The organism is Nocardia sp. FDAARGOS_372 (assembly GCF_002554515.1).
GTDB lineage: Bacteria > Actinomycetota > Actinomycetes > Mycobacteriales > Mycobacteriaceae > Nocardia > Nocardia farcinica.
In genome coordinates this window covers 2,420,581-2,432,063 of record NZ_PDDW01000001.1, presented here as the reverse complement: position 1 = coordinate 2,432,063, position 11,483 = coordinate 2,420,581, and the positions used below count along the sequence as shown (strand labels likewise).

Annotated in this window: 12 protein-coding genes; 6 read left to right on the top strand and 6 right to left on the bottom strand. The window is 72.2% G+C overall.

The genetic code is table 11. The features are described from left to right. Positions 1-119: 119 nt before the first annotated feature. Positions 120-1,241 carry a TIGR03364 family FAD-dependent oxidoreductase gene (locus CRM89_RS11635; RefSeq protein ID WP_098084010.1) on the top strand — a complete coding sequence of 374 codons (1,122 nt, stop codon included), beginning with the start codon at positions 120-122 and terminating at the stop codon, positions 1,239-1,241. A 70-nt stretch (positions 1,242-1,311) separates the two neighbouring features. Then, the gene (locus CRM89_RS11630) at positions 1,312-2,124 is read left to right on the top strand and encodes an IclR family transcriptional regulator C-terminal domain-containing protein (RefSeq protein ID WP_060590209.1); all 813 of its coding nucleotides are present in this window, start codon (positions 1,312-1,314) and stop codon (positions 2,122-2,124) included. 62 nt (positions 2,125-2,186) lie between these two features. Here the strand turns inward: CRM89_RS11630 and CRM89_RS11625 are convergent, their stop codons facing one another. The 5 genes from CRM89_RS11625 to CRM89_RS11605 form a co-directional block, all read right to left on the bottom strand. Further along, positions 2,187-2,987 (bottom strand): alpha/beta fold hydrolase, encoded by an 801-nt coding sequence (locus CRM89_RS11625; protein WP_253805090.1) that lies wholly within the window; start codon positions 2,985-2,987, stop codon positions 2,187-2,189. Between the two features lie 8 nt (positions 2,988-2,995). Then, complete coding sequence (gene catC, locus CRM89_RS11620; RefSeq protein WP_098084008.1) at positions 2,996-3,280, bottom strand: muconolactone Delta-isomerase; 285 nt, start codon at positions 3,278-3,280, stop codon at positions 2,996-2,998. Between the two features lie 63 nt (positions 3,281-3,343). Further along, on the bottom strand, positions 3,344-4,201 hold the full coding sequence (gene catA, locus CRM89_RS11615; RefSeq protein ID WP_060590213.1) for a catechol 1,2-dioxygenase: 858 nt from the start codon (positions 4,199-4,201) through the stop codon (positions 3,344-3,346). Positions 4,202-4,248: 47 nt separating this feature from the next. Next, complete coding sequence (locus tag CRM89_RS11610; RefSeq protein ID WP_098084007.1) at positions 4,249-5,352, bottom strand: mandelate racemase/muconate lactonizing enzyme family protein; 1,104 nt, start codon at positions 5,350-5,352, stop codon at positions 4,249-4,251. Then, positions 5,349-6,257: a LysR substrate-binding domain-containing protein gene (locus CRM89_RS11605; protein WP_011210053.1), complete on the bottom strand. Its 909-nt coding sequence runs from the start codon at positions 6,255-6,257 to the stop codon at positions 5,349-5,351. Before CRM89_RS11605 ends, CRM89_RS11610 begins: the two co-directional genes overlap by 4 nt. A gap of 191 nt (positions 6,258-6,448) precedes the next feature. On the opposite strand from CRM89_RS11605, the gene CRM89_RS11600 reads away from it, so the two are divergent. From CRM89_RS11600 to CRM89_RS11590, 3 genes are read left to right on the top strand one after another with little or no spacing between them, the layout of a single operon-like run. Continuing rightward, positions 6,449-7,276: a CoA transferase subunit A gene (locus tag CRM89_RS11600; protein WP_098084006.1), complete on the top strand. Its 828-nt coding sequence runs from the start codon at positions 6,449-6,451 to the stop codon at positions 7,274-7,276. Further along, positions 7,273-8,052 (top strand): CoA-transferase subunit beta, encoded by a 780-nt coding sequence (locus tag CRM89_RS11595; RefSeq protein WP_098084005.1) that lies wholly within the window; start codon positions 7,273-7,275, stop codon positions 8,050-8,052. Before CRM89_RS11600 ends, CRM89_RS11595 begins: the two co-directional genes overlap by 4 nt. Next, positions 8,049-9,227 (top strand): thiolase family protein, encoded by a 1,179-nt coding sequence (locus CRM89_RS11590; RefSeq protein WP_098084004.1) that lies wholly within the window; start codon positions 8,049-8,051, stop codon positions 9,225-9,227. The genes CRM89_RS11595 and CRM89_RS11590 overlap by 4 nt, the downstream gene beginning before the upstream one ends. Before the next feature lie 18 nt (positions 9,228-9,245). On the opposite strand, the gene CRM89_RS11585 is transcribed toward CRM89_RS11590, so the two are convergent. Further along, entirely contained in the window at positions 9,246-10,748 is a 1,503-nt protein-coding gene (locus CRM89_RS11585) for an AMP-binding protein (RefSeq protein ID WP_098084003.1), read from the bottom strand. A gap of 67 nt (positions 10,749-10,815) precedes the next feature. Between CRM89_RS11585 and CRM89_RS11580 the strand changes: the two genes are divergently transcribed. Then, on the top strand, positions 10,816-11,460 hold the full coding sequence (locus CRM89_RS11580; protein ID WP_011210048.1) for a TetR/AcrR family transcriptional regulator: 645 nt from the start codon (positions 10,816-10,818) through the stop codon (positions 11,458-11,460). Positions 11,461-11,483: the final 23 nt, after the last annotated feature.

Genomic DNA, 11,483 nt, shown 5'->3' with positions numbered 1-11,483 from the left:
CGAGCCGGTTGCCGCTCAACGCCGCCACCGATGCCGCCGGTACTGGTCTATACCAATTGTTCACGTGCCGTTCGCGGCGGGGACGCGCATAGGTCTAGACCATTCGGCATCCTGGCGTCATGCGAGTAACGATCATCGGTGGCGGCATTCTCGGTACCGCGCACGCGCTGGCCGCGGTGCGCCGCGGACACGAGGTGGTGCAGCTGGAACGGGAACCGGAAGCGCGCGGCGCGACCGTGCGGAACTTCGGTCTGGTGTGGGTGTCGGGTCGTGCCGAGCACGAACTCGCGTCGACCCTGCGTTCCCGGGAGCTGTGGGAGGAACTGGGCGGCAAGGTGCCCGGCATCGGATTCCGTGCCAACGGCTCGATCACGCTGGTGCGCACCCCCGAGGAACTGGCCGTCGCCGAAGCCGCCGCGGCGGGGGCCTCCGCGGACGCGCGCGGGTTCCGCCTGCTGGAGCCGGAACAGGTCCGCGCGCTCAACCCCGCGTTGCGCGGCACGTATCTGGCCGGCCTGCACTGCGCGACCGACGCCGCGGTGGAATCCCGCCAGGCGCTGCCCGCGTTGCGCGCCTACCTCACCGGCACCGGGCGCTACACCTTCCATCCCGCCACCGAGGCCAGGTCCGTCGCCGGCTCATCGGCCACGGTCCTCGACGACCACGGCCGCGTCCACGCCGGTGATCTGGTGTTGGTCTGCCCCGGCGCCGCGCATTCCGGGCTGGTGCGCGAACTGGTCGGCGAGATCCCGGTGCGCCGCGTGCGCCTGCAGATGATGCAGACCGCGCCGCTGGGGGAGCCGCTGACCACCTCGATCGCCGACGGCGACAGCTTCCGCTACTACCCGGGTTTCGCCGGGCCCGCGGTCGAAGCGCTCGAGCGGGAGCAGTCCCAGGCGGCCACCGCCGCCGAGCACAAGATGCAGCTGCTGTGCGTGCAGCGCCTGCACGGCGGGCTCACCATCGGCGACACCCACGAATACACCGAGCCGTTCGCCTTCGACGTCGACGAGGCGCCCTACGAACACCTCACCGCGGTCACCGAGGAACTGCTCGGCCGCACCCTGCCGCCGGTGGTACGGCGCTGGGCCGGGGTGTACAGCCAGAGTGTCGACCCGGCGGCGATCGTCACGCGGGCGCGCGCCGACGAGCACGTGTGGGTGATCACCGGGCCGGGCGGTCGCGGCATGACCCTCGGACCCGCGCTCGGCGAGGAGACCGCCGAACTGCTCGGGCTCTGACCACCGATACCGCGCACACCTGGGCGTATCGTGAACGCCGGTCGGGGAATCGGCGGCGAGAGGATGCGGGATGGTGGCAGCACAGGACGGCGAACGGGGCGCGCACCACGTGCAGTCGCTGGATCGCGGTCTGGCCGTCATCCGCGCCTTCGACGCCGAGCATCCCGAGCTGACGCTGTCGGAGGTGGCCCGGCGGACCGGTCTGGCCAGGGCGGCGGCGCGCCGATTCCTGCTCACCCTGGCCGATCTCGGTTACGTGCGCACCGACGGCAAGAACTTCGCGCTGACGGCGCGGGTGCTCGAGCTCGGCTACGCCTACCTGTCGAGCATGGGTCTGCCGGACGTGGCGCAGCCGCACCTCGAGCAGCTCTCGCGCACGGTGGCGGAGTCGTCGTCGGTCTCGGTGCTCGACGGCGCCGACATCGTCTACGTGGCACGGGTGGCCGTCTCGCGGATCATGACGGTCCGCATCGACATCGGCACCCGCTTCCCCGCCTACGCCACGTCGATGGGTCACGTGCTGCTGGCCGGGCTGACCCCCGACGAACTCGACGCCTACCTGGCCGCGACCACGTTGGCGCCGCGCACCCCGCACACCACGGTGTCGGAGGCGGCGTTGCGTGCGGAACTGGACGCCGTTCGCGCGCAAGGGTATTCGCTGGTCGACCAGGAACTCGAGGAGGGGCTGCGCTCGGTCGCCGCCCCGATCCGCGACCGCGCGGGCACGGTGATCGCCGCGGTGAACATCTCCACCCAGGCGACCCGGCACAGCGTCGCCTCGATCCGGGCGGATCTGGTTCCGCCGCTGCTGGCGGCGGCGGCGCGGATCGAGCAGGATCTGCGCAACACGAACGGCCCCGCCCGGGGTCGGGGCGGGGCCTGAGCCCGGGCGGGCGGTAGCCCGGGGCCGGGTCGGGATGTGGCGGCGCGGCGCCGGTGATGGGGCTATCCGACGCGGGTGAGCGAGTCCAGGAACGCGGCGAGGGCGTCGTCGAACGCCTCGGGCCGCTCCATGTTCGGCGTGTGTCCGGCCTCGTCGATCACGGTCAGGTGGGCGTCCGGGATGGTCGCGGCGAGGTCGGCGCCGAGCACGCCCCGGTCGAACTGGTCCTCGGCACCGACGATCACGAGGGCCGGCACGTCGAGTGTGCGCGCGACGCCGGTGTAGTCGCGCCGCTCGGCGCGCCCGCGCAGCGCGGCCGCGGCCCCCGCCGGATCGGCCGCGCGCATCATCGTGCGGGCCCGCTCGGTCACCGCGGGCCGCTGCGCGACGGTGCGCGGACTCAGTACCAGCGGCAGGAATTCCTCGGCGTAGTCCGCCACGCCGTCGGCCGCCAGCCGATCCGCCAACGCGAACCGGGATGCCTTGACCTCGGCGCTGTCGAGACCGGCGAACGTGTCCGACAGCACCAGCGCGCGCACCCGTCCGGGGTGGGCGGCGACGAAATCCAGCGCCACCTGCCCGCCCATCGAATACCCGGTCAGCACAACGGTGTCCACGTCGCACGCGGCCAGCACGGCGGCCAGCGCGGCGCTGTGCGCGCCCATCGGCACCGTCGCCGAGGTCGCGGTGCTCGCCCCGAACCCCACCATGTCGACCGTGATCACCCGGTATCCGCGTGCGGTGAACCGGGCGACCTGCGGCGCCCACATCCGCTTGTCGAAGAGGAAACCGTGCACGAACACCAGGGCCGGGCCGGTCCCGTCGTCGGTGTAGCCCACCGGACCGGCGGGCGTGCGCAGCACCGCCACCCTCAGACCCCCGCGACCTTGGACGGATGGGTGGCCAGCGGGGTGACGTGGATGTCCATGTAGGGGAACAGCGGCAGCCCCGAGAGCAGGTCGTGCAGTTCGTCGTTGGACTCGACGTCGAAGATCGAGAAGTTGGAGTACTCACCCACGATGCGCCACAGCTGCGGCCATTTCCCGGCCCGTTGCAACTCCTGGCTGTAGGCCTTCTCCCGCGCCACGATCTCGGCGCGGGTGTCGGCGGGCAGGTCGTGGGGGATGCGGACATCCATCCGCACATGGAACAGCATGGGTGAGTACTCCTCTGGGCAGGGCGCGGCCCGGCATCCGCGCCGCTGACGGTCGGTGAACGGTTACGGCTGCGCGGGGTCGAGCACGAACCCGTAGTCGATGGTCTGCTCGCCATCGGCGGCCGGCCGCGGGTCCAGGATCAGCTCCGGCTTCACCGCCGAGGCGATGTCGTCGTCGTTGTGCTCGTCGTCGGGGAAATACAGCTGCGCCGTGAGGGTTTCGTGTCCGGGCGCGCTCACCTTGACGTGCAGGTGGGCCGGGCGCCAGGCGTGCCAGTTGGCGGCGGCGATGAGCTTGCCGCAGGCGCCGTCGGTGGGGATCTGGTACGGCGCCGGGCGGATCGTGCGGATCTCGAAGCCGCCCTCGTCGTCGGCGACGAAGGTGCCGCGCAGGTTCCACTCCGGGATGCCGGGCGCGAACTGCGAGTAGAGGCCGTCGCTGTCGGCGTGCCAGAGCTCGATCCGGGCGCCGGGCAGCGGGCTGCCGTCCACCGAGGTGACCCGGCCCGTCCACACCAGCGGGGTGCCGTCCTCGTTCTCGCGCATCGGAATGGTCGCCTTCGCGCCCAGCTCCGGCGCGCCGGGGACGTAGTACGGGCCCTCGATGGTGCCCTTGTTGCCGCGACGGTGCGAGGTCGCCACGTCCTCGACCACGTGCTCGACCCACACGTCGAGGAACAGCGGCCATTCGCCGGTCTCGCCGACATCGATCAGCCACGCCTTGAGCGCGTTGTACTCGGCGTAGGTGACCCGGTGCTTGCGGATGGTCTCGTGCACCGCCGAGAGCACCTCGCGGGCCAGCAGATCCACCCGCTCGGGCGGGGTGTCGGCGACCACGGCCTTGTCGTTCTTGAAGCGGTCGGTGGCGCTGGCGCCGGAATCGGCGGCGGTGGGCGCCGGTGCGGGATGCACGGTGGTCATCGGTGACTCCTCGTATCTCTCGGGCTGTGGGTATGTCCGGGCTGTGGTCAGCGGTCTTGGCGGTAGCGGGCGAGCTTGTCGGGGTCGATCTCGGCGCCGTGGCCCGCGCCGGGCCGCACGGTGAGCTCGCCGCCGCGGATGTCGAGCGGTTCGGTGAGCAGGTCGTCGCTCATGTCGAGGAAGTTGGACAGTTCCGCGGCACGACGGGAGGTCAGCGGGAAGGCGGCGCCGAAGGCGACCGTGCACAGCGAGCCGATCTGGCCGTCGATCTGGTTGCCCATCACCACTTCCAGGCCGAGGCCCTCGGCCAGGTGGTGTACGCGCTGGGAGCCGGTGAAGCCGGTGCGGGCGGTCTTGATGCTGATCGCCGTGGCGGATCCGGCCAGGACCTCGCGGGTGACGTCGGCGGGGGTGGGCACCGACTCGTCGGCGATGAACGGCACGTCCAGCTGCGAGACCAGCCAGCGGCGGCCGAGTACGTCGTCGGCGGGGCACAACTCCTCGGCGAAGAGCAGTCCCAGATCGGCCATCTCGCGCATGGCTCGCGCCGATTCGGAGGCCGTCCAGCCGCGGTTGCCGTCGACGTAGAGCTCGACCTCCTCGCCGAGGCCCTCGCGCAGCGCGCGCACCACCGCGAGGTCGAGGCCGATCGGCCTGCGCCCCACCTTCACCTTGAAGGTGGTGATGCCGTGCCGTTCGCGCATGCGCTGCGCCTCGGCCACCATCGCGGCGGGGTCGTCGAAACCGAGCATGTGCGAGACACGCAGGCGGTCGGTGTAGCCGCCGAGCAACTCGGTCACCTGCACGTCGAGGGTGCGGCCGAGCGCGTCCCAGATGGCCATGTCCAGCGCGGCCTTGGCGGCCGGGTTGCCGACGGTGCGGGCCAGCCGGGCGGCGACCGTCTCCCGTTGCAGCAGCGTCAGTCCGACGACCTGCGGCGCGAAGAGCTTGCGGATCACCGCGACGATGCTGTCCTGGGTCTCGCCGTAGGTGAACGGACGCGGCGGCGCCTCGGCGACACCGACGACGCCGTCGTCGGTGTGCACCCGGACCAGCACGTGCTCGGCGGTGTGCACCTCCCCGGAGGCGAACCGGAGCGGCTTGCGGTAGGGGATGGCGAACGGGATCGCCTCGACCCTGGTGATTTTCATCGATCGACCTCGACGGGTGGTAGGGGGTCGGGGAGCTCGGCGGCGAGCACTCCGAGCACGGAACGGACGAGTTCGGAATCGCTGTCGCGGCGCCAGGCCAACGCCAGTTCGACCGACTCGGCATCGGGCAGGTCGCGGAACACCACCCCGGTGAGCGCGAGCGCGCGCGCCGAGGCAGGCACCACGGCGATGCCGAGCCCACCGGCCACCAGCGCGAGCAGGACGCCGGTGCTGACGCCCTCGAGCGCGGTGCGCGGGGTGTACCCGGCGGCTCGGGCGCTGCGCAGCACCGCGGCGTTGACGATGGATTCGCGGTTGGCGTAGAGCAGGAAGTCCTCGTCGCGCAGGTCCGCCATCGCCACCGCGGGTTCGTGGGCGAGCCGGTGGTCGGCGGGCACGGCCAGCACCAGCGGTTCGATCTCGAGGGTGCGCAGGCCGAGGCCGTCGCCGATCACCGGCGGGCGCAGGATGCCCAGATCCAGATCGCCGGTGCGCAGGCGCTCGCACTGGTCGGCGGTGAGCAGGTCGGAGTGGACCTCGAGCACCACGCCCGGCAGTTCGCGCCGCAGGGCCCGCGCGATGCCGGGCAGGTGCGAGAGGGTCGCGGTGCTGGTGAAGCCCAGCCGGACCTGGCCGAGCCTGCCCGCGGCGATCCGGCGCACCCCGCGCACGCTGTCGTCCAGCGTGTCGAGCACCCGCCGGGCCTCGCCCAGGAGGAACTCGCCCGCGGGGGTGAGCGCGACCTGTCGGGTGGTGCGGGTGAGCAGCGCCGCGCCGAGTTCGGCCTCGAGCTGGCGGATGGCTTGCGACAGCGCGGGCTGGGCCATGTGCAGGCGTTCGGCCGCGCGGCCGAAGTGCCGCGTCTCGGCGACGGCCGCGAAGTAGCGCAGATGGCGAAGCTCCATCGGGGCCTCCTTCCGTCCTACCGAGACTGCGGCTGTGTCCTGAGTCACGGTAGAGAGAGATATTGAGTCAGGACAAATACTATTTCCGGCCCGATTGATACGTGCGAATGATCAATTCGGGACGGTTGACGGTGCCTCGAGAAATGTTCATAATGAGAACAAGTGTTCACGATGCGAACAGGAGAGGGCTCGTGGCCGAAATAGCGCCGCTGGCGGACGCGATCGCCGAGCTCGTGCACGACGGCGACACCGTCGCGCTCGAGGGCTTCACCCACTTGATTCCGATGGCGGCCGGGCGGGAGATCATCCGGCAGCGCCGCCGCGACCTGACGCTGGTGCGGATGACCCCCGACCTGGTCTACGACCAGCTCATCGGCGCGGGCTGCGCGCGCAAGCTGGTGTTCTCCTGGGGCGGCAACCCCGGCGTCGGCTCGCTGCACCGGTTCCGCGACGCGGTGCAGAACGGCTGGCCGGTGCCGCTCGAGATCGAGGAGCACAGCCACGCGGGCATGGCCAACCGCTACGTCGCCGGCGCTTCCGGCCTGCCGTTCGCGGTGTTGCGCGGCTACGTCGGCACCGACCTGCCCGAGGTGACCGACACGATCAAACCGATCACCTGCCCCTTCACCGGGGAACGGCTCACCGCCGTGCCCGCGCTGAACCCGGACGTGACGATCGTGCACGCCCAGCGGGCGGACCGGCACGGCAACGTGCAGCTGTGGGGCCTGCTCGGCGTGCAGAAGGAAGCCGTGCTGGCCGCGCGCCGCAGCCTGGTCACCGTCGAGGAGATCGTGGACGAGCTGACGCCGGTGCCCGGCGCGATCGTGCTGCCCGCCTGGGCGGTCACCGCGGTCGCCGAGGTGCCCGACGGCGCGCATCCGTCCTACGCGCAGGGCTATTCCGAGCGCGACAACGCCTACTACGCCGCCTGGGACGCCATCGCCCGCGACCGGGACGGCTTCACCCGCTGGCTGGACGAGCACGTCCACGCCGCGGCCGCACAGGGGAGCCGAGCATGACCACCACCGAGACCGCCGCCGCGCCCGCGGCCGAGTACACCGCCGACGAGATGATGACGATCGCCGCGGCCCGCGCCCTGCGGGGGGATCGGCGCTGCTTCGTCGGCATCGGATTGCCGTCCACCGCGGCCAATCTCGCGCGCACCACGCACGCGCCCGGCCTGGTGCTCATCTACGAATCCGGCACCCTCGGGTCGAAACCCGACCGGCTGCCCGCCTCCATCGGCGACGGCGTCCTCGCCGAGACCGCCGACGCGGTGATCAGTGTGCCGGAGGTGTTCAACTATTGGCTACAGCCGGGCCGCATCGATGTCGGCTTCCTCGGCGCCGCCCAGCTCGACCGCTTCGGCAACATCAACACCACCGTCATCGGCGGCGACTACCACCACCCGAAGGTGCGGCTGCCGGGCGCGGGCGGCGCGCCCGAGATCGCCGCCTCCTGCGGTGAGGTGTTCGTGGTCGTGCGGCAGTCGCGGCGCACCTTCGTCGACCGCGTCGACTTCGTCACCTCCTTCGGACACGGCCGCGGCGGCGGCGAGCGTGCCCGACTCGGCCTGCGTGGCGCCGGACCCACCCTGGTGATCACCGACCTGGGCGTGCTGCGGCCCGACGAGACCGGCGAACTGGTGCTCACCGCCGTGCACCCCGGCGTCACCGTCGAGCAGGTGCGCGCGGCGACCGGTTGGGACCTGCGCGTCGCCGACCACCCGACGGTCTCGCCCGCCCCGACCGCCGAGGAACTGGCGACCCTGCGCGCGCTGCGGGCGGCGTCGTGAGCGGCGCGTTCGTCTACGACGGTGTCCGCACGCCGTTCGGGCGATACGGGGGCGGCCTGGCCGGCACCCGTCCCGACGATCTGGCCGCCCACGTGCTGCGCGCGCTGGCCGCACGGACCGGCCTCGACCCGACCACCGTCGACGAGGTGGTACTCGGCGCGGCCAACCAGGCCGGTGAGGACAACCGCAACGTCGCCAGGATGGCGGCGCTGCTGGCCGACTGGCCGACCGGCGTGCCCGCGACCACCGTCAACCGGCTGTGCGGGTCCGGCATGGACGCGATCGTCCAGGCCTCCCGCACCATCGAGACCGGCGACGCGGAGCTGGTGGTGGCGGGCGGCGTGGAGTCGATGAGCCGGGCGCCGTGGGTACTGCCCAAGCCGGACAAGGCGTTTCCGGCCGCGAACGCGACCGCCCACTCCACCACGCTGGGCTGGCGCCTGGTGAATCCGGCCATGCCCGCCCGGTGGACGGTGTCGCTGGGGGAGAGCACCGAGATCCTCGCCGAGCGCTACGGTATCGGCCGCGCCGAACAGGACGAGTTCGCCGCCCGCAGCCATCAGCTGGCCGCGCGCGCCTGGGACAGCGGCTTCTACGACGACCACGTGGTCGCGGTGCCCGGCAGCGAACTCGTGCGCGACGAATCCCTGCGCCCCGCCACCACCGTCGAGACCCTCGCCCGGCTGAAGCCCGCCTTCCGCCCCGACGGCACGGTCACCGCGGGCAACGCCTCACCGCTCAACGACGGCGCCGCGGCGCTGCTGCTCGGCGACGAATCCACCGCCGCTCGGCTCGGCCGCGAACCGCTGGCGCGGGTGGCCGGACGTGGGGCGGCCGGGGTCGACCCCGACGTGTTCGGCATCGGCCCGGTGCGCGCGGCCGAGATCGCGTTGCGCCGCGCCGGCATCGGCTGGGGAGATCTGGCCGCGGTGGAACTCAACGAGGCCTTCGCGGCGCAGTCGCTGGCCTGCCTGGCCGACTGGCCCGAACTCGATCCCGCGATCGTCAACGTCAACGGCGGCGCCATCGCGCTCGGCCACCCGCTCGGCGCCTCCGGTGGCCGCGTCGTCACCCAGCTGATCCATCAACTGCGCCGCGCCGGCGGCCGGTGGGGACTGGCGGCCCTGTGCATCGGCGTCGGTCAGGGTCTCGCGGTGGTCGTCGAAGCGGTGTGACGCACGGCGGTCGACGGGTCAGATGGCTCGGGCGCGCCCGGACCAATGCGGTTCGCGCAGGGTACGTTTCAGAATCTTGCCGCTGGCGTTCCTGGGCAGCTCGGCGACGAATTCGACGGTCTTCGGGCATTTGTAGCCCGCCAGGTGCGAGCGGCAGTGCGCGATGACGTCCGCCGCCTCGACCGGCTCGCCCGCCACCACCACCGCGTGGACCGACTCGCCCCAGTGGTCGTCGGGCACGCCGACGACCGCGGCGTCGGCGACGGCGGGATGGGCGAGCAGCACGCGCTCGACCTCGGGTCCGTAGACGTTCTCGCCGCCGGTGATGATCATGTCCTTGAGCCGGTCCTCGACGAACACGAAGCCGCGATCGTCCACCCGGCCGATGTCACCGGTGCGCACCCAGCCGTCGGCCGTCACGGTCGCGGCGGTGGCGTCCGGACGGTTCAGGTAGCCGGTCATCCGCTGGTCGGTACGGAACCAGAGTTCCCCCTGCCCGCCGACGCCGATCTCGGTGAGGTCCACCGGATCGACCACGCGCACCTCCGCGCCGGGGACGGGTCGTCCGGCCGACAGCAACAGCGACTCGTCGCCGCGGTGGTCCTCGGGGGACAGCATGGTGACCACCCCGGACACTTCCGTCTGGCCGTAGACCTGGACGAAGGCGAGATCCGGCCAGGTGTCCAGCGCCCGGCGCAGGAGCGGGAGGGGCATCGGCGCGGCACCGTAGCCGAGGTACTTCAGGCGACCGAGCGCGGCGGTGGCCTGCTCGCCCGCATCGAGCAGGGCCGCGATCACCGGCGGGACGAAGAACGTGTGCGTGGCGCCGGCGGCGAGCGCGCCGAGCAGCGCGGCCGGGGTGGGCTCGCGGGTCATGATCGAGGGAACGCCCGCGCGAATGCCGAACAGCGCGTAGCAGATCCCGCCGACGTGGAACAGCGGCATCGCGACCAGATTGACATCTCCCGCGTCGAAGGGGAAGCCGGTGCCCGCGTTGACCGTGTGTGCCACCAGCGCCCGCTGGCTGAGCACGACGCCCTTGGGGTGGCCGGTGGTGCCGGAGCTGTAGATCACGAGCGCGTCGGCCTCGGGGCGGACCGCCGGATCGGGCTCGGCCGCTTCGGCGGTGTCCAGGAATCGCTCGTACTCGTCGTGGTCGCCGCCGACGACCACGATGCGTTCGATCCCGGTGCCTGCCGCGGCCGCCGTGGCGGCGAACTCGGCGCCGGCGAACAACAGGCGGGCGCCGCTGTCGGCGAGCACATAGCCGAGCTCGGGACCGGCCAGCCGCCAGTTGGCGATGGTGACGGCGGCACCGAGGGAGGCGGCCGCCAGGGCGATCTCGAGGCAGGCGGGATGGTTCTTGTCCAGGAACGCCACCCGGTCGCCGGGGCCGATGCCGGCCGCCCGCATGCCGCCTGCTGCCCGGGCGATCCGCGCCCGCCATTGCGACCACGTCCAGGTGCGATCGCCGTAGCGGATGGCGATCCGGTCCGGCGTGGCAGCGGTGATCCAGAGCACTGTCAAGCCCCTGGATACAGTGAAGCGGTCGCCGGTCCGGCGGCGGAGGAGTCGGTGGGAGGTGGCCATGGCGCGGCAGGCACGCGGGGAGCGGGCGCGGGCCGCGATCATCGACGCGGCCATCGCGATCCTCACCGATGCCGGCTATTCCGCGCTCACCACTCGTGCCGTGCAGGCCGCCTGCGGGCTGTCCAGGGGATCGCTGTTGTTCCAGTTCCCGACCCGGGAGGACCTGCTCGCGGCGGTCATCGACGAACTCGTCGGCCGCCGCGCGACCCGCGCGCAACGCATCATCGACGAATTCGCCGCCCGCCCACCCGCCGACCGGCTCGTCGCCGCCATCGCCGCGGTGCGCGAATTGTTCTCCGGCCCGGACTTTCTCGCCGAAATGGAGCTGTGGTCCGCCGCACGGACGAACCCGGCCCTGCACACCAGCCTGGTGCCGCTGGTCGAGAAGATCGGTGCGCGACTGCGCGAGCAGCTCACCGAGCTGTTCGGTCCCGAGATCGCTGCCCACCCGCACTATCCGCAGGTGGCGATGTTGACCGTCGAACTGGCCCGCGGGCTCGCCTTCAGTGCGCCGATCCGGCGCGGGCACGGCGATCGGTCGGTGCTGGAATTCTGGCAGGCCGCGGCCGCCACCATGCTCGGGCGCTCGGGGCCCGCCGAATCCGCCGCGAGCGGGCCGCCGCAGCACCAGTTGCTGATCTGAGACCCGCGGGGTAGAGCGACGGC